This is a genomic window from Shewanella oncorhynchi, assembly GCF_030848765.1.
Classification (GTDB): domain Bacteria; phylum Pseudomonadota; class Gammaproteobacteria; order Enterobacterales; family Shewanellaceae; genus Shewanella; species Shewanella oncorhynchi.
This window is the reverse complement of sequence record NZ_CP132914.1, coordinates 4,970,144-4,988,486: the sequence shown is the minus strand read 5'-3', so window position 1 is coordinate 4,988,486 and position 18,343 is coordinate 4,970,144. Positions and strand designations below refer to the sequence as shown.

15 protein-coding genes are annotated in these 18,343 nt (G+C 44.5%); 6 read left to right on the top strand and 9 right to left on the bottom strand.

Annotated elements, in window-relative coordinates; all coding sequences use genetic code 11:
• Positions 1–625: 625 nt before the first annotated feature.
• Positions 626–1,249, bottom strand: a complete 624-nt coding sequence (locus tag RA178_RS21920; protein WP_105250761.1) for a c-type cytochrome — start codon at positions 1,247–1,249, stop codon at positions 626–628.
• A gap of 167 nt (positions 1,250–1,416) precedes the next feature.
• Between RA178_RS21920 and yihA the strand changes: the two genes are divergently transcribed.
• Entirely contained in the window at positions 1,417–2,076 is a 660-nt protein-coding gene (gene yihA / locus RA178_RS21915; RefSeq protein ID WP_006079362.1) for a ribosome biogenesis GTP-binding protein YihA/YsxC, read from the top strand.
• A gap of 1,021 nt (positions 2,077–3,097) precedes the next feature.
• Here yihA and polA read toward each other — a convergent pair.
• Positions 3,098–5,866, bottom strand: a complete 2,769-nt coding sequence (gene polA / locus RA178_RS21910; protein ID WP_306683924.1) for a DNA polymerase I — start codon at positions 5,864–5,866, stop codon at positions 3,098–3,100.
• A 387-nt stretch (positions 5,867–6,253) separates the two neighbouring features.
• Between polA and elbB the strand changes: the two genes are divergently transcribed.
• Positions 6,254–6,916: an isoprenoid biosynthesis glyoxalase ElbB gene (elbB, locus tag RA178_RS21905; RefSeq protein ID WP_306683922.1), complete on the top strand. Its 663-nt coding sequence runs from the start codon at positions 6,254–6,256 to the stop codon at positions 6,914–6,916.
• A gap of 81 nt (positions 6,917–6,997) precedes the next feature.
• On the opposite strand, the gene glpG is transcribed toward elbB, so the two are convergent.
• The 5 genes from glpG to RA178_RS21880 form a co-directional block, all read right to left on the bottom strand.
• The gene (gene glpG, locus RA178_RS21900; RefSeq protein WP_306683921.1) at positions 6,998–7,843 is read right to left on the bottom strand and encodes a rhomboid family intramembrane serine protease GlpG; all 846 of its coding nucleotides are present in this window, start codon (positions 7,841–7,843) and stop codon (positions 6,998–7,000) included.
• Complete coding sequence (glpE, locus tag RA178_RS21895) at positions 7,840–8,145, bottom strand: thiosulfate sulfurtransferase GlpE (RefSeq protein ID WP_006084745.1); 306 nt, start codon at positions 8,143–8,145, stop codon at positions 7,840–7,842. The genes glpG and glpE overlap by 4 nt, the downstream gene beginning before the upstream one ends.
• A 101-nt stretch (positions 8,146–8,246) precedes the next feature.
• A complete protein-coding gene (gene tdh, locus RA178_RS21890) occupies positions 8,247–9,272 on the bottom strand; it encodes an L-threonine 3-dehydrogenase (RefSeq protein ID WP_220591547.1) in 1,026 nt (341 codons plus the stop codon).
• A gap of 11 nt (positions 9,273–9,283) precedes the next feature.
• On the bottom strand, positions 9,284–10,477 hold the full coding sequence (locus RA178_RS21885) for a glycine C-acetyltransferase (protein WP_105250756.1): 1,194 nt from the start codon (positions 10,475–10,477) through the stop codon (positions 9,284–9,286).
• A 286-nt stretch (positions 10,478–10,763) separates the two neighbouring features.
• The gene (locus tag RA178_RS21880) at positions 10,764–11,411 is read right to left on the bottom strand and encodes a TetR/AcrR family transcriptional regulator (protein WP_113940155.1); all 648 of its coding nucleotides are present in this window, start codon (positions 11,409–11,411) and stop codon (positions 10,764–10,766) included.
• Between the two features lie 147 nt (positions 11,412–11,558).
• Between RA178_RS21880 and waaA the strand changes: the two genes are divergently transcribed.
• On the top strand, positions 11,559–12,824 hold the full coding sequence (gene waaA, locus RA178_RS21875) for a lipid IV(A) 3-deoxy-D-manno-octulosonic acid transferase (RefSeq protein WP_306683918.1): 1,266 nt from the start codon (positions 11,559–11,561) through the stop codon (positions 12,822–12,824).
• A 26-nt stretch (positions 12,825–12,850) separates the two neighbouring features.
• Here waaA and RA178_RS21870 read toward each other — a convergent pair whose 3' ends face one another.
• Positions 12,851–13,606, bottom strand: coding sequence for a 3-deoxy-D-manno-octulosonic acid kinase (locus RA178_RS21870; RefSeq protein WP_306683916.1), 756 nt, complete (start codon positions 13,604–13,606; stop codon positions 12,851–12,853).
• Between the two features lie 98 nt (positions 13,607–13,704).
• On the opposite strand from RA178_RS21870, the gene RA178_RS21865 reads away from it, so the two are divergent.
• From RA178_RS21865 to RA178_RS21855, 3 genes are all read left to right on the top strand, one after another.
• Positions 13,705–14,736, top strand: coding sequence for a glycosyltransferase family 9 protein (locus RA178_RS21865; protein ID WP_306683915.1), 1,032 nt, complete (start codon positions 13,705–13,707; stop codon positions 14,734–14,736).
• Between the two features lie 103 nt (positions 14,737–14,839).
• On the top strand, positions 14,840–15,925 hold the full coding sequence (locus RA178_RS21860; protein WP_306683913.1) for a glycosyltransferase: 1,086 nt from the start codon (positions 14,840–14,842) through the stop codon (positions 15,923–15,925).
• Positions 15,926–15,949: 24 nt separating this feature from the next.
• Positions 15,950–17,032, top strand: coding sequence for a CDP-glycerol glycerophosphotransferase family protein (locus RA178_RS21855; RefSeq protein ID WP_371134961.1), 1,083 nt, complete (start codon positions 15,950–15,952; stop codon positions 17,030–17,032).
• Positions 17,033–17,080: 48 nt separating this feature from the next.
• Here RA178_RS21855 and RA178_RS21850 read toward each other — a convergent pair whose 3' ends face one another.
• Positions 17,081–18,253 (bottom strand): glycosyltransferase family 4 protein, encoded by a 1,173-nt coding sequence (locus RA178_RS21850; RefSeq protein ID WP_306683909.1) that lies wholly within the window; start codon positions 18,251–18,253, stop codon positions 17,081–17,083.
• Between the last annotated feature and the right edge of the window lie 90 nt (positions 18,254–18,343).

The following is an 18,343-nucleotide window of genomic DNA, read 5'->3' as shown; positions in this document are numbered from 1 at the left end:
TCCTTCTTTTTTTTACTGCTTTCCCTGCATTATTTTTGTTAATGGTCTTCCAGACACTTTATTTTTTCTGTCGCCATCCTGACTACAGTTTCCGTAGATGGTCTCGCGACACATCTTTTAAAGCATCGTCATCATTGACGTCGAGTTAACCATCCATGTTACTTAAGTACCTTCCTGTGATAACAAGCATCCAGCCAGTGCATCCTAAGCTTATCGCTTCCTTTGCTACAGTTTACATCATGTAAACTATGTCCTGATGGGGCAAGTTACCCTGAGTGTAAGGTGTTTTGCTAGAAGCAAATTGGCGTTATCGGCCATCCCTTACAAAATTGTGCTGACCTGGATTTCAAGTGGAAATCACGACTCTTGTTATTATTAGAGAGTGGTCTTAAGTATATTATTGTTATTGAGTATCTTTATTCTTATATCTTGAACGTTAATTATACCGAAACCTGTAAGTTATTATTAATCTTTTTGTACAAACAGATGGGTTTATCTCGGTACGGGGCTTATTAAACCGAAATCTGTGATCTATGTCAAGCACGAATCTTAGCAGTTTACGTCCACGTCAACTTTGTGGTGTAAAAAAAGGGTGACAATACACCCTTCTTTTCACTCGCGAAGATTACTTCAGGCTAGAAAGATACTTTGATAGCGCGTCGATATCGCTATCATTTAGTTTTTTAGCCACATCTTGCATCATGCCATTCAAGTCATTATGGCGGCCCGCTTCACGGAATTTTGTCAGCTGGATCTTGATATAGTTGGCGTGTTGGCCTGCCAGCGTTGGAAAACCTGCAAGCTCAGCGCCTTTACCATCTGGGCCATGACATGCCATACAAGCGGTAATGCCACGAGAAACATCACCACCTTTGTAAAGTTTAGCACCTAACTCAGGAACATCTTTTGCTTCAGCCACTTGGATTGCTTGGCTAGAAAAATATGCGCTAATGTCGAGAATATCCTGATCGCTTAGAGGCATTGCCATGCCACTCATGATAGGATCCATACGACCATCTTTACCGCCAGTTTGTGCTGCGCTACGGAAATCATGTAGTTGCTTTTGGAGGTAAGTGGCGTGTTGGCCCGCAATTTTGGGGTACATATCGATCATACTGTTACCGTCCATACCGTGACAGGCCGAACAGACAATGATTTTCGTTTTTCCCGCTTCAGCATTACCTTCAGCAATCGCAGGTGAAGATATGGCGGCAATTACAACAGACAGCGCAAGAGCTAGCTTTTTCATGGCGTTCCAACTTCTGGTTAAATTATTATCCTGAGCTTACTAGGGTGACCCGCAAGCGTGGTAAAATATGATTAATGTGATCGGAGTAATATTTTACACGAAAACGTGGGAAAGTAAGTAATTCTTCATAAATTATGGTATTGCGTAGAAAAATTTCGGAGTAAATAGTGACTGAATCTCGTATAGATTTTCGTAGGGCAAAGTTTTTAATCAGTGCACCTGACATTGCACATTTGGATCAATATCTGCCCGGCGATGTTGGAGTTGAGATTGCATTTGCTGGCCGCTCTAATGCTGGAAAGTCTAGTGCACTCAATGCATTAACTGAGCAAAAAAGTTTAGCAAGAACCAGTAAAACACCGGGCCGTACTCAACTAATTAACGTATTTGAGTTAGATGCTCAGCGTCGTTTAGTTGACTTGCCTGGTTATGGCTTTGCGCAAGTCCCACTTGCGTTGAAAAATAAATGGCAGCAAGCATTGGGTGAATATTTGCAAAAACGCGCTTGTTTAAGTGGCGTGGTTGTCTTGATGGATATTCGTCATCCATTAAAAGATCTCGATATGCAGATGATTGAATGGGCAGTTGCTAGTGAAATTCCTGTATTAGCTTTGCTAACGAAATCAGACAAATTAGCCCAAAGTGCTAAGATGAAAACCGTAAATGAAGTGCGTCTCGCACTAAGTGAGTTTGGCGACTGGGTGCAAGTTGAACCCTTCTCATCACTTAAAGGAACCGGTAAGCCTAAAGTGTTGGCAATTCTTAATGAATGGTGTCATCCACAGTGGTTGACTGATGAGTTAGATGCAGCGAATAACGCTGAATAATATCGCCTGTTTTGGTGTACATGGTAGAATTTGACTGTGTATACCTCCTCTTTGTTTTTACTGCAATTTTTTCTCTTTTTTTCAGTCTCATTCCCATCGGTTATTCGTTAATCTCAGGCAAAAAAATAGCCGATGATATTATCATCGGCCAAAAATATTAGCTCTTTTGGGGAGAAGCTAAATTCAACAAGACTCAAGCACCATCAAATTAGCTTCAATGGTTCTCAATGAAACTAGCATACAGCCAATTCATTCCTTATTAAAGTAAATACTCTAAAATTTACTTAAAGTCTGAAAAAAGAGCAAAAAAAAGCCTCAGCAAACAAGTTGCTGAGGCGCCAGAATTTGGCTCATCACTATAAGTGAAATAAAGGTCTGAAAGATAGAACATCTTAACCTCTGTACCCTACGCAGAGAATATTACTCTATTTATCTTTAAATGGAAAACAGTTTTTTCAAAAAAGAGGTAATTATGTGCGCTTGATCTCAGGTTGTGAGTGAAAAAGCATCTCAAATTGATCCTAAAATTTCATTGAAAATGATTAATTGGCTGATTTATAGATGAAACTCGAAATTTATATACAAAAGTGATCAATATTTGAGATTTGATTTTTTACTCTAATCCTGACCTAAGATTTTGGTGTACGCGAGAGAGAACAACCGTTATGGCACTCTTGAGCATATATGGCTGACTTGAATGCAGTTTCAATTAGAGTAAATCACACCCTTTAATATCCATCTGCTGTGGCAGTGTATCGATGAACTCTACTGCCAAATGTATCAGATAAAGATTGTTTGACTGTGAGTGAATCATTTCTGCCGATGAAGTTTGTCTAACTTAACGAGCTAATTTGTATTGTGAAAGGGTTATTTATGCTGAGTGATGAAAAGGACTCTGTATTGATGTTCTTAGAGGTGATTAAGACGGGAGAGAGCTAATCTGAGCTCAAAATATTGAAGTCAGATTAGCTTTATTTTCAGTTAAATCATATTGATAGTGTTCTTCTGGATATTACTGAGATTAGTGGGCTTCATCCCAGTTATCACCAATGCCTGCTTCGGCAAGCAGTTCAACATCGAGATTAGCTGCTTGCGCCATCAAGGTGCAGATTGTCTTTTTAAGTGCCTCTGCTTTATCCGCATCGACTTCAAACACTAATTCATCGTGAACCTGCATGATCATAGTGATTTCGCCTTGGGTTTCTGTTTTGATCCACTGGGCAATATTGATCATGGCCTTTTTGATGATGTCAGCAGCCGTACCTTGCATTGGCGCGTTAATCGCAGCACGTTCAGCACCTTGGCGGCGCATCGCATTACGATCACGGATTTCGGGCAAGTAGAGGCGACGACCAAACAGAGTCGACACATAACCTAAGTCAGCAGCACCCGCGCGCGTTTCTTCCATATAACGTAATACGCCAGGATAACGGGCAAAGTAGGTATCGATATAGGTTTGTGCTTCATGGCGTGGGATATCAAGCTGACGCGCCAAACCAAAGGCTGACATGCCATAAATTAAGCCGAAGTTAACCGCTTTGGCACGGCGGCGTTGTTCTGTGGTGACTTCATCAAAGTCGGTACCAAATACTTCTGCAGCAGTGGCTCTATGAATGTCTTTGCCCTCGGCGAAGGCTTTGAGTAAGCCAGCATCTTGGGATAAATGGGCCATGATCCGTAGTTCGATTTGCGAGTAGTCGGCGGCCAAAATTTTACGGCCTGCTGGGGCGATAAAGGCTTGGCGAATACGGCGACCTTCTTCGGTGCGAATCGGAATATTCTGCAGGTTAGGTTCGCTTGACGATAAGCGACCTGTTGCCGCATTAGCTTGATGATAGCTAGTGTGTACGCGACCCGTTTTAGCGTTGACCATCAGTGGCAGCTTATCGGTGTAAGTACTCTTTAACTTAGATAGACTTCGATGTTCGAGGATCACCTTTGGCAGTGGGAAATCTAATGCTAATTCGACCAACACTTCTTCCGCGGTCGATGGCGCACCCTTTGGGGTCTTTTTGGTGATCGGATAACCTAGCTTTTCATAAAACAATACTTGCAGCTGCTTAGGTGAACCAAGATTGAATTTTTCACCAGCAATGTCGTAGGCTTTTTCTTCTAAGGTATCGATTTTACGCGCCAGTTCATCGCTCTGTTGGCCGAGTAACATACTGTCGATTAATACCCCTTGACGTTCAATGTCCGACAACACTTGGATTAGCGGCAATTCGACTTCAGTAAACATGGCGGCAAGTTCGGCTTCTTTTTCGAGTCTTGGCCATAAATGTTGGTGTAAACGCAGTGTGATGTCGGCATCTTCGGCCGCATAAGGCGCAGCCGTCTCTAGTGGAATTTGGTTGAAGGTCAGCTGTTTTGCACCTTTACCGGCGATTTCTTCAAAGCTGATATTCTTATGGCCTAAATACTTGAGTGCTAAACCATCCATATCATGGCGCGAAGCCACTGAGTTGAAAACATAGGATTCGAGCATAGTGTCGAAAGCGACGCCCTGTAGTTTGATCCCTGCATTGGCTAAGATACTGATGTCGTACTTAAGATTTTGACCGACTTTCTTGAGCTTTGGATCTTCAAGCAGTGGACGCAGTTTTTCTAACGCGACCGTTTTATCGATTTGGGTCGGTGCACCAACGTAATCGTGGGTCAAAGGAAGATAAGCGGCTTTTCCTGTCTCAACGGCGAAGGAGATCCCGACTAATTCGGCCACCATGTAATCTAAGCTGGTGGTCTCAGTATCGATTGCCATTAAGTCGGCTTGTTTAAGCTTAGCAATCCAAGTGTCTAATTCGGCTTCGGTGAGAATGCAGTCGTACTGTGTTTCAATCGCTTCGACTGGAGATGAGTCTTCTTGCGTTTCTGTGGATGCCGCATCAATTGAGGTATTTGCCGTCATTTTATTATCTAAGACTTCAGCTAACCAACGTTTAAACTCCATCTCGCCGTAGCATTTTATCAGTTCATCTTTGTCTGCAGGCATGATGGTAAGTTCGTGCCAGTCTTGCTCAAGTTCGACATCGGTTTTAATGGTGGCGAGTTCGTAAGAAAGCTTGAGCATATCGGCATTTTCAATGATCTTCGCCGCCATGGTTTTAGAACCCCTAAAGCCGAGCTCGGCGACTTTTTCGGGTTCCGCTAATAAATTACTCACGCTGCCGGCTCCTGTGAGCATAGCGAGCGCCGTCTTTTCACCTACGCCGGGTAAGCCGGGAATGTTATCGGCCTTGTCGCCCATCAGCGCGAGCAAATCTATGATACGGTCTGGACCAACACCAAATTTAATAGCGACTTCTTCTGGGCCCATTATGGTGTCTGTCATGGTGTTGATGAGCGTGACGTTCTCATCCACTAACTGGGCCATGTCTTTATCGCCTGTGCTGATAAGCACGGCACGGTTTTCTAAGCTGGCTTGGCGGGCAATAGTTCCAATCACGTCATCGGCTTCGACGCCGGAAATCGAAATCAGTGGTAAACCCAGTGCACGAATAATGCGATGTAGAGGTTCGATTTGCGAACGTAGGTCATCAGGCATAGGTGGGCGCTGTGCTTTGTATTCGCTGTACATGTCATTGCGGAAGGTTTTGCCCTTGGCATCGAACACGACTGCGATATGGCTTGGCTGATAGCGAGTCAGCAAGCTGCGTAACATATTCACTACGCCATAAACGGCACCGGTTGCTTCGCCCTTTGAGTTTGTCAGGTGAGGAGGCGCATAATAAGCGCGATATAAATAAGAAGATCCATCCACAAGCACAAGTGGGTTTTTAGCGACGGTTGGCATAAGTATTTTTCGTTTATCGATGACTTAGATGGCGCTAAGCATGCCACATAAGCGCTATTTCAGCCACGGCAAAATGACTCCCAGCCTGTGGATAAGTCTGTGAGTGAAAAAGTCAACTGAGAATAATGGCGATGATTACGGCTTAGTGCGATATTTTTAAGTTGTTGTTTTTTATATTTATAAAAGATTTGTGTGAGTTCAATACTGTTTCTTAAAAAATCTTCCCAATTTGTGGATTTTTTATTGACTCCGTAAAATACATCTAAGGATTGGCTTAATTTTCGGCACCCGTCAGATTCGACGAATTAAGTTAGCACGATTTTTAATCAGATCAACTAGTTTGTTTGTAGTTTGTTAAAACTTAATGACATAAGAAGGATATTTTTAATGAAAAAAGTCGCAGTGTTACTGAGTGGATGCGGTGTTTTCGATGGAACAGAGATCCATGAATCGGTTTTAACGCTTTTATGCTTATCCAAAGGGGGGGCTCACTACCAATGTTTTGCACCTGATATCAAACAGATGCATGTGGTCGATCACCTCACTGGCGAGGTCGATGCGACAGCAAGTCGTAATGTGCTGGTGGAGTCGGCGCGCATTGCCCGTGGCGAAGTTAAAGCGACCACAGAATTAGCTATCGCCGAATTTGATGCCTTGATCATTCCCGGTGGTTTTGGTGCGGCGAAAAATCTGTGTAATTTTGCGACGAACGGCAGCGAGTGTGAAGTAGATCCGCTGGTGACTGATTTTATCAATGAGTTCATTCTGGCGAAAAAGCCCGTTGGCTTTATCTGTATCGCACCTATGATGATCCCGCGATTATATCCCCATGGCGTAAAAGGCACTATTGGTAATGATAGCGATACTGTTGCGGCGTTCAATTTGATGGGGGGAGAGCATCAAGTCGCCACTGTGCATGAGATCGTCGTAGATGAAGCGAATCGAATAGTCAGCACTCCCGCTTATATGTTGGCTGGAAGTATTGCTGAAGCGCATTCAGGCATCGAGAAGCTGGTTGCTAAGGTACTGGAGATGACTGACGCGCGTTAGGTTTGTAGAAGTGTAAGAGCGCGTCATTGAACCAAGATAAATCCCTATGCGTTCTTCAGGATTTATCTTGGTATAACGGGATTAGATTGAGCTTGAGGACTTGCGGCTATCGAATAAACCTTGGGCTAACCCTATGAGTAAGCCACCAATGTGGGCACCGTTCGCAACGGCAACCCCTAGAATATCCGTGAATCCCAATGCCAACCAAATCATCATAAAGGCCATATATGATGGTGGAAAGTCTATTCCAGCAGCAGGTTTACGTATCCCCATGACCCAAGTGTAACCCACCACGGCATACACAACGCCGGATAGCCCGCCGAAGTTAGGTCCACCGACATAATATTGGATGACGTTTGGCAGTGTTCCCGCCACAAACAGCAGGATGAGCAATGGTGCTGTGCCGATTCGGGTTTCGATTTTACCGCCTAAATACCACCACCAGAGCAAGTTAAAGATGACGTGCATGGCTGAAAAATGCAGCAGGCTTGGGGTAAAAACACGCCAGAACTGGCTGAACTCTGAACTTGGTACCGCGCCAAAATAGGACAGTGCTGCGTAGGTTTGGTTGGCGAACCCTAAGTTCATCGCCGCAAAAATGAGTACGCAAACCGCAAAAACGATCAACGTGACTGGGCCTGCGCCGGTAATGAATTGGGTAAACAACTGTAGCGAAGGGGCGCCGTAATCTATCTTAGTTTGGGTATCGCCGTGTTCCCACGAGGCTTGCAGATATTTACTGTCGTAGGGATGAGCCATGAAATGGGCAAACTCTTTGCGCGCTTGCTCCAGATCTTTGTCATGGATGACGAGAATGGCGACACCTTGCTCCAGCGGCTCAATTTGGCAGTCAATGTGTTTACCCTTGAGGTAATCGACAAATGCCTGCGCGGCTCTACTGTTGGGGAGTCTGCCAATTTCTATCATGCATTTGCCTCATGCCAGGCGCTATAGCCGCCGTCTAGACTGTAAACGTCATCAAATCCTTGCTCGCATAAATACTGCGCCGCATTTTGGCTGCTCATACCGTGGTAACAAACCACTACCAGTGGGCTGTCCATATCGGCTTGGCTAATAAATTGCGCTAGGTTTTCGTTATTCAGGTTAGTTGCACCTGCAATATGGCCGTTGGTGAAGCTATTGCCATCGCGGATATCGACGATTTGCACTGGCTGTGCTTCGGTCATTTGCAGCAATTGATTAACGCTTAAGTGTTTAAAGGAAGACATAATAAAACCTGACAAAGCTAAGAGATGAAAATCAAGATGGGATAAGTGTGCAACAAGGGGCTGCGAGTGTACAGCCCCTATCGAGGTTATGCTCTGGTGGATTAATCCCAGCTGAGGATCACTTTACCCGATTGGCCCGAGCCCATGGCGTCGAAACCTTGTTGGAAATCATCAATCTTGAAGTGGTGAGTGATGATAGGCGAAATATCTAAGCCAGATTGGATAAGGCTCGCCATCTTGTACCAAGTTTCGAACATTTCACGGCCGTAGATGCCTTTAATGACCAAACCTTTGAAGATCACTTTGCTCCAATCAATCGCCATTTCGCCACCAGGAATACCGAGCATAGCGACTTTGCCGCCGTGGTTCATGGTATCTAACATGGCGTGGAAGGCTGAGGGTACGCCAGACATTTCTAATCCAACGTCGAAACCTTCGGTCATGCCCAGTTCTTTCATCACGTCTTTTAGGTTTTCTTTTGACACGTTCACAGCGCGCGTGGCGCCCATTTTACGGGCCAGCTCTAAGCGGTATTCGTTGACGTCAGTGATCACCACATGGCGAGCACCTACGTGACGACATACTGCAGCCGCCATTATGCCGATGGGACCTGCGCCGGTGATCAACACGTCTTCACCGACTAAATCGAAGGATAATGCTGTGTGCACAGCGTTACCAAAGGGGTCAAAGATTGAGGCTAAATCATCGCTGATGTCATCAGGGATTTTAAAGGCGTTAAAGGCGGGGATAACTAAGTATTCCGCAAATGAACCTTCACGATTGACACCCACGCCAGAGGTGTTACGGCATAAATGGGTGCGGCCTGCGCGGCAGTTACGGCAGTGGCCGCAGGTGATATGGCCTTCGCCAGACACGCGGTCGCCTATCTTAAAACCACGAACTTCTTGACCGATATCAACCACTTCGCCTACATATTCATGACCAACAACCATGGGGACTGGAATGGTTTTTTGTGACCATTCGTCCCAGTTGTAGATGTGCATGTCGGTGCCACAAATCGCAGTTTTTTTAATTTTGATCAGCAGATCGTTGTGGCCCATCACTGGCTTAGGCGCATCGACTAACCAAATACCTTTTTCGGCTTTTAACTTGCTTAGTGCTTTCATTGTCTTAAGTCCTAAATAATGCCCATTTCTTTGGCAATACGAGTAAAGGCGGTGATCGCTTTGTCGAGTTGCTCACGGGTATGTGCCGCTGACATTTGCGTACGGATACGGGCTTGTCCCTTAGGAACGACTGGGAACGAGAAGCCAATAACATAAATATGTTCTGCTAATAAGCGGTTAGCAAAGTCGCCCGCCAGTTTCGCATCACCAATCATCACAGGGATAATCGCGTGGTCGGCGCCGCCCAAAGTAAAGCCTGCTGCTGACATTTGCTCACGGAAATAACGGCTGTTTTCCCATACGGCTTCGCGCAGGGCTTGGCCTGATTTGAGCATTTCTAACACATGGATAGATGCAGTCACGATTGATGGCGCTAATGAGTTAGAGAACAGGTAAGGACGTGAACGCTGACGTAACCAGTCTATGACTTCTTTTTTACCCGAAGTGAAACCGCCCGATGCGCCGCCTAAGGCTTTGCCTAAGGTGCCAGTGATGATGTCGACTCTGTCCATCACATTGCAATATTCGTGCGTGCCACGGCCGTTTGCGCCGATAAAGCCCACAGCGTGAGAGTCATCGACCATCACTAGTGCGCCGTATTTATCGGCTAAATCACATACGCCTTGCAGGTTAGCAATCACGCCGTCCATCGAGAATACGCCATCGGTGGCGATCAAGATGTTACGGGCGCCTGCTTCTTTCGCGGCGATCAGCTGAGTTTCTAAATCGGCCATGTCGTTGTTGGCATAGCGGAAACGCTTTGCTTTACATAAACGTACACCGTCGATGATAGAAGCATGGTTTAACGCATCAGAAATGATGGCGTCTTCTGCATCTAATAAGGTTTCGAATAGACCTGCGTTCGCATCAAAACATGAAGAGTAAAGAATAGTGTCTTCAGTGCCGAGGAATTCGCTCAGGCTAGCTTCTAGCTTTTTATGTATGTCTTGGGTACCGCAAATAAAACGTACTGATGCCATACCAAAGCCGTGGCTGTCTAAACCCTGTTGGGCGGCTTTGATTAGCTCGGGGTGATTCGCTAGGCCTAGGTAATTATTCGCGCAAAAGTTAACAACTTCTTGGTGATTAACTTGAATGGCAGTCTGTTGTGGTGAGGCAATAACACGCTCGCTTTTATATAAGCCTTCGGCTTTGATGTCTGCAAGCTGTTGATTAATCTGTGCGTAGAATGAGGTAGAGGCCACCTGATATCTCCTTAGTTAACTTTATTCTGATTTTGGGAGTGGCGGCATTCTAACTCTAAACCTAATCGGCCTACAGCCTTTTTTTCATGCAGGTTCGCAAGATAAACTAGTTTAGGGCTAAAGTGGTTTTTACATTATAAAAACTAATGTGCAACATAAGTTTGCCACTGTTTGACTGAGTATTCTTTTAAGCGTTGTAGAGCGAAAACGGGTTCGCACTCAGTACTATAATTGCTTTGAGTTTAGTTCCGAATGCGAGTTCCCAACATAGGTGTTTGGGATGACGTTATAGAGATTCTTGACTCGCTAGCGCGTGGTAATGTTGCTCTAGGCGAGTAAAAGTCGCAACGGAAGTCGGGGTTGCATAGGCTTTGAAAATCATCAGCACCCTTAAAACGCCTTCATAAAGTGTCGCTTTAGTAATGGTGGACGTGCTGGATTGTGTGAGTTGATAACCAATCCAAAAGCTGACGATCATCTTAATGGTATCCGCCAGTGGCGTGATTTTGTCAGCATCGACACACAGAAATCCATCTTGTGTGAGTTTATGCAGCACATGGCTTGAACGCGTTAAGACTTGCTGCTGTGCGTGCAAATAGCGTTTTTTTAGTTCTTCATCGCGGGCGAGAATATCCGCAAGATTGGCGTACATAAAACGGAATTGCCACAAGGTATAGAACATAGCATCGAAGTAGCCGATTAACAGTTCTACATCCACTTGCTTATCTTCATAGGGTTGGAAACCCGATTCGAGATGATTCTCATATAGACTGAAAATACAGCGGATAATGTCTTCTTTATTGCGAAAATGGTAATAAAGATTCCCGGGACTCATATTTAAGTGAGCAGCAATGTGATTGGTGGTGATGTTTCTTTCGCCATGCTCGTTGAACAGTTCAAGACTGGCATAGATTATTTTGTCGCGGGTTTTCATAAGTTATCCAAATTGCTAGTGAACGCCACATAATTGATCAAAGAAAGCTAACCAACGACCGCCGAACTGCTGGTAAATTATCCCTAATTTGGTGCATATGCTAACATTGCCGCTATTCATCAGGCAAAACTCATAAGCACGTTTTTAATGAATCGTTTTTTCTATTCCACGATCTTATATTTATTATCCCCTTTGCTAGTCGTCTATTTAGCATTTCGTGCTATTAAAAGCCCTGATTACCGCGGTCGTTGGGGGGAGCGTTTTGGATTAACTCGACTTAAATCGACGGATTTACTGGTCCATTCTGTGTCTATGGGTGAAACGCTTGCGGCAATCCCATTGATCCGTTTGATTATGCAATCACACCCTGAATTAAGCATTACGGTTACCACAACCAGCCCAACAGGGTCTGCCGAAGTGCGTAAAGCCTTTGGTGACTCAGTGCAACATTGTTATTTACCCTTTGACTTACCTTGGTGTGTGGGGCGTTTCTTGCGCCAAGTCTCACCTAAATCTTGCATCATTATGGAAACCGAACTGTGGCCTAATTTGGTTGCCTTAGCGGCCAAGCGAGGTGTGCGCTTGATGTTGGCCAATGCACGTCTGTCGGCCAAGTCGGCGGCGCAATATGCTAAGCGCCCTAAACTCAGTCGACCTATGTTGCAACGACTCGATATTATTGCGGTGCAGACTCAAGTAGAAGCGCAGCGTTTTATCGAGTTAGGTGTATCGCCAGATAGAGTGACAGTATGCGGTAGCTTGAAGTTTGATCTCAGTATTACGCCTGAGCGTTTAGCCAATGCCAAGCTGTTGCGTCAGACTTGGGGGCGTGAAACCTCGCCGATTTGGGTCGCAGGCAGTGTGCATCCTGGAGAATTTGACGCCATGCTTACAGCCCATAGGCAATTATTGGCTCAGTGGCCAGATGCTTTGCTGATTATTGCACCGCGTCATCCTGAGCAGTTTTCTGCCGTTGCTGAGTTTGTTGCCAGCCAAGGTTTTGAATCTGTTCGCCGCAGCGGTAATTTTCCTGTGGCGGCCACGACTCAAGTGCTAGTGGGCGATACCATGGGTGAACTTCTGACCTTTTATGGCGCGGCGGATCAAGCCTTTGTCGGTGGTACGCTGATCACTAACGGTGGTCATAATCCCTTGGAGCCTGTTGCTATGGGCGTGCCTGTTATGGTGGGACCGAACCATTGGGATTTTGCTCAAATTACGCAGATGTTGGCGGATGCTGGTGGGTTAAAGGTTGTCGCATCGGCGGATGAACTTGCCGCTAACTTGATTGAGTATTTTGCTAAACCTGAGTTACGCCTGCAGGCGGTGAACGCGGGATTGGCTGTGGTTGAGGCAAATCGCGGTGCCTTGCAACGACAATTTACTTTAGTGCAATATTTAATAAAGTCTTAATTCAACGGGATAATTTTTTAAGTGGATCAGGCGCTTTGCATCGCCGCTTGGTAGCCCATCATCAGTGATGACCAGTTATCAGCGGTGAAGGCAAGGTTTGGTAGCTTGGCTTGTTCTTTATTAAAGGAACGTAACAGTCTGTCTAGATTCGATTGCTGCCATTGCGGGCTCGGTGTTTTTAACTCACCACGGTCGAAATCGATAAGATAAAACCGCTCTGGCGTTAAGGGTTCAGTTTGTGCGGGCTGGAACAGAATATTCTTGGCATTGAGGTCGGCGTGGTACACACCACGCTGATGGAATTGGGCTATGCAAGCCCCTAATGCCTGCCATTGCTCTGTGCTCATGACCCCTTTGCCGAGTTTAGCGACTAAATCTTCGGCGCCTTCGACCCGTTCGATAATGATATCGGCGCGGTAAAATAATCCATCGCGCACTATGTTGGCGGCAATCGGTTTAGGTACAGCAAAATCTTCGCGATACAAAATGTCTAATAAGCGTAACTCACCCATGGCGCGGGTATTTTCGAGGCCAGTATAAACGTAAGCATCTTTGCTGAATTTTTCCATTAAGCCGCCACGCCAATAATGACGCAATACCCAATGACTATGCTCAAATGCCACAAACCAAGTGGTGTAGCGGCCTTTGGATGAACCGACGACAGCATTTTTAGCCCGCCAAAAATCCACCGTGAACCACGCGGGATCGATATCTGTTGGCGTATCTTGGCAAACTGCAATGTTACCTTGAGCGGTTTTTATGAGCTGTATCTGAGCATTCATCGGAGATTTGTTGACTTAAGCGTGGCACCTAGGGCCATTCTACATTAAGATCCTTAGCTTGCGCCAAATAACCTTAAGAGCTTTTAGCTTCAATCCCAATGAGTTTAAATCCCAATACCATGAATTCTCTTTGTTTGCTTCGCTTATCCGCTATCGGTGACGTCTGTCATGCCGTGGCTATGGTGCAGGCGATTCAGCGGCAATACCCCGAGCTCAAAATCACATGGGTGATCGGTAAACTCGAATATCAATTGTTGAAGCATTTACCCGGCATTGAGTTTGTTATTTTCGATAAATCTCAAGGATGGCGCAGCTATTTTAATTTGCGTAAGGCCTTAAAAGGCCGACGTTTTGACGTGCTGCTGCATATGCAGGTTGCGCTACGTGCTACCTTGGCTTCATTAGCCATTTCGGCAAAGGTGCGCATAGGCTTCGATCGTGCCCGCGCCAAAGAAGGTCAGTGGCTAGTGACAAATCACAGGGTGGAGCCCTTGGCCAAGCCCCATGTGCTCGAAGGATTTATGGGATTCGCTAAGGCGATTGGCGTTAACGATCTCACTCCTCAATGGCATATGCCTGTGCCAATTGCGGATACTGAATTTGCCCAGACGCAGATTAAAGACAATGAAAAAGTCTTTATCATTTGCGCTGCAGCCAGTAAGGCAGAACGTAACTGGTTACCAGAGCGCTATGCCGCCGTTGCGAGCCATGCGATTGCGAAAGGATTTAGAGTCATGCTTTGCGGTGGCCCAACTCAACTTGAGAAGGATTTAGCAGAGCAAATTTTGCAGGCTTGTCCCTCTAAAATCGATAATTTAGTGGGCAAAACCAGTCTGACTCAATTATTGGCCCTGCTAAAACGCGCAAGATTAGTGTTAGCTCCGGATACTGGCCCTGCGCATATGGCGGTTACCCAAGGTATCCCAGTCATTGGTTTATATGCCCATTCCAATCCTGGGCGCACAGGTCCGTATTTATCGCAGCAATATGTGGTGAGTGCCTATGATGAGGCCATGAGATCGCAACATGGTGGACAAATTACGTGGGGAACTCGCGCCAAAGGCGAGCATTTGATGTCATTGATTAGTGTTGAAGCTGTGATTGAGAAGTTTGAGCTGGTGGTTCAGTAGACACTCAGTTAAGGCTTGTTAGTATCGAGCATTCTTGTTCAGCACTCTTGATGTATCGCTGCATTAGCGGTTGGTATTCAGAATATCGTTTAGGAGATAAATCATGCGGATAGCCATTGCCATTGACAGTTTAGCGGGTGGCGGAGCCGAAAAGGTCATGATTACCTTAGCCAAGCAATTTATTCGCTTAGGGCATGAGCCGCATTTTTTAGTCATGGAAGATAATCGCTATTATGAAATCCCAGAGGACTTACCCATTCATCAATGTTTTGCCCCTAAGGATAAAGATTTCGACCATTTTGGGCGATTGAATGCTTCGGTTAACAAACTCAGCGCAAAAATCGCGGAAATTGAATCTCAAGTGGGCAAGTTTGATTTGTTTTTATCAAACTTAGATAAAACCAATTTGATGATGACCAAAACCGGTGTTTCACCGCTTTATGTCATAGTCCATTCTTCTGTAGAAGAAGAGTTGAGCCGCCAATTTAAACTGGGACCGTTTGCTTATTTCAAGAAGCTAAAATCCAAAAAAGCGCTCAATGGCCAGCATTTGATTACCGTCTCAAATGGCATAGCACAGGAGATTAAAGATAAAGGTCGTTTGCATCCAGCATCTATGCAAACTATCTATAATCCATTTGAATTTAACGAAATTACATCTCAATCACAGCAAGATAATCCGCAAATCCCTCAGGGAGATTATCTTATTCATGTCGGTCGCTTTGCTAAGCAAAAGCGTCATGATGTGTTGTTTGAAGCCCTCAAGCTCACGCAAAATCAACTTCCTGTCGTGCTCTTGTGTCATAACCACAAAAAAGCGATAAAAGCAGCGAAAAAGTTTGGTATTGAAAAGCGATTAATTATTCCCGGTTTTCAAAGTAATCCTTTTCCATGGATTAAGCAGGCTAAGGCATTAGTGCTCAGCTCTGATTTTGAAGGTTTACCGACAGTCTTGATTGAATCTTTAGCTTGTGGGACTCCTGTTGTGAGCACTGATTGCCCACATGGACCCAGTGAAATTTTAACAGGGAATTTAGTGCCTTATCTCGTGCCGCGTCGTGATCCCAAAGCGTTAGCTAAAATGATAGACGAGGTTGTTAGCTTGCCGCCATCCCTCGAGCAGGTTGAGATTTTGGCCAAAGTCGATGCGACCTTAATTGCCGAACAATATTTAGCGTTGGCAAAATAATTTATTCGTTTGTGTTTTAGGAGCATGCTTGTGGAAGAAGCCAAACAAGCCAAAAGACGTTATTTATTTTACATAGCGCAAAACTATTCCTATGCGATGTTAAGGCCACTTCAACAAGTCATTTTGGAAAGAGGTGATGAGGTTAGCTGGTTCTTAGAGGGAAATGAGGTCGATCCTAAGTTTTTAAAAACCGATGAACTGCGCTTGCAGAGCATCGATGCTGTGAAAGCGTGGAAACCAGATGCGGTATTCGTCCCAGGGAACGTTGTCCCTCGTTTTATTCCTGGGGTTAAAGTGGGCGTATTCCATGGATTTAATGCGGGGAAAATGAATCATAAGGGCCGAGAAGATCACTTCGAAATCAGAGATTGTTTTGATTTGTATTGTACCCAAGGCCCTGCGACGACTCTGCCCTTTCTGAAACTAGAGAAAAAGTTTGGTACTTTTACTGTAGTTGAAACGGGATGGCCTGCGCTCGACCCCCTATTTCTTGAGAATAAAGATAATCCCTATATCAAAGCTGATGACCCAAGGCCAGTAGTACTCTTTTGCTCAACATTTTCCCCAAGTTTGACCTGCGCACCTGTGGTATTTGAGCAGATTAAAGCCCTGTCGCAAAAGAGCCAATGGCGCTGGTTAGTGCAATTTCATCCAAAGATGAACCCTAAAATTGTTGAGCAGTACAAGGCTTTAGAAAACGAGAATTTACAGTTTGTTGAAACTGATAATGTGATCCCTTTGCTGCAGGCGGGGGATGTGATGTTGTGTGACACTTCATCGATTCTGTTGATGTTTTTAATGCAGCGAAAACCAGTGGTGACCTTTAAAAATCAGTCACCGAAAGATCATTTAATCGATATCAGTCGGGTTGAGGATATTGAATCTGCATTAACGCGAGCACTGAGTCGTCCTGATGATTTGATGGTGCACATCCATGATTATTGCAATCAAATTCACCCTACGGGCGATGGTCAATCTAGCCAGCGAGTTTTAGCCGCAACAGATGCTTTGATTGATAAAGGCACAGATTGGCTAAAACCTAAACCATTGAACTTGTTGCGCCATTTTAAGATGCGGCGCAAGCTAGGTTATTGGAAGTTGTTTTAGCTAGTTGTCGTTACTTATGGGCCGATATTGAAATATCGGCCCATTTTGTTAGCCTTGCAGTTTCGTTTCTTCAACCAGTTTAAAGATGATTTCTTGCATATTTTTCTGGAAATCTTCAATACTGTGGTTTGCTTTGATGTAGTCAACTGCCTTAACCGCGAGTTCTTGTCTTAGTTGTTCGTTTTCGATCAGATGGCGTATACCATCGACAAATAAATCGACTTTATCAAAACCATCTCCGAGCACTGTACCTGTAAATACGCCAAATTGACTCGTCAGCTCGTCGGGGTCACGGCAACTGACGAGAAGGGTGCCATAAGATAACGCTTCTAAGAAAGAAATTGGTAGAGCTTCGTGAATTGAAGTGTTGACTAAAATTTTAGCATCTTTGATTAGCTGGTTTTTTCGATCGCCTTCTACATGCCCTACAAAATGTAGGTTGGGAATATTTAGGTAGTCATTCATGATGGACTGATTTTTCTTTGACTGCCTAAATGACTGACCTAGCATGAAAAATTCATATTCAGGCATCAGTTTAGCTATCTCGCAAAATAACCAACCACGTTTGACTGACTCAATTCGTCCCAGAAAGATAATGTGATTTTTCTTCGGGTGTGCTTCTACATCGAAATTATGATCGATCTCAATAGGATTGGGTAAATATTTGATTTCTGTTTTATCATCGAGATTGTAGAGATCTCTGGCTTTACGATCTAAAAAGCGTGCCTGAGAAATAAATGAGACTTTCCCTGCCGCCCAAAGGTCATGAACAAACTGATAAATATTACTGTCCCAATAACTTTTCTCAGGGAAAAGTTTTACGGTATTAATTTCATCCCATTCATAATCAGGTCTTGGATCTTGAACCCAAAATAGGAGTTTTTTATCAATATTGGGAATAGTTTTTAGAATGCGATATGAGTGGGTTGTCATTTCTATTGACAGAAATATATCGTAATTCTTCTTTTTCAGAAACCTAATATTAAGGAAATCCATAAACTTAGCAGCTAAGCGATAAACTTTAATGCCATCGATCATATAGCGACGAGGTATTAATCTTTGCTTGCTGCAGTCTTTTTTTATCAGCACTTCTACTTCAATATTTTCGTTGGGTAAGTGTTTGGCGATTAAGTGGCGTGCTAGAAAACCGTATCCACCATACACTGTGCCTGTACCACCAAAGTACTCATCAACTAATAAAGCCACTTTAAGCTTACTCATTACTACCCCAAAAAATCATTTATTGCTAATTCTACTTAGGCAGAATTATTTGATGGGAAGTATTTTGATATTTTTCAAATAGACTATCAA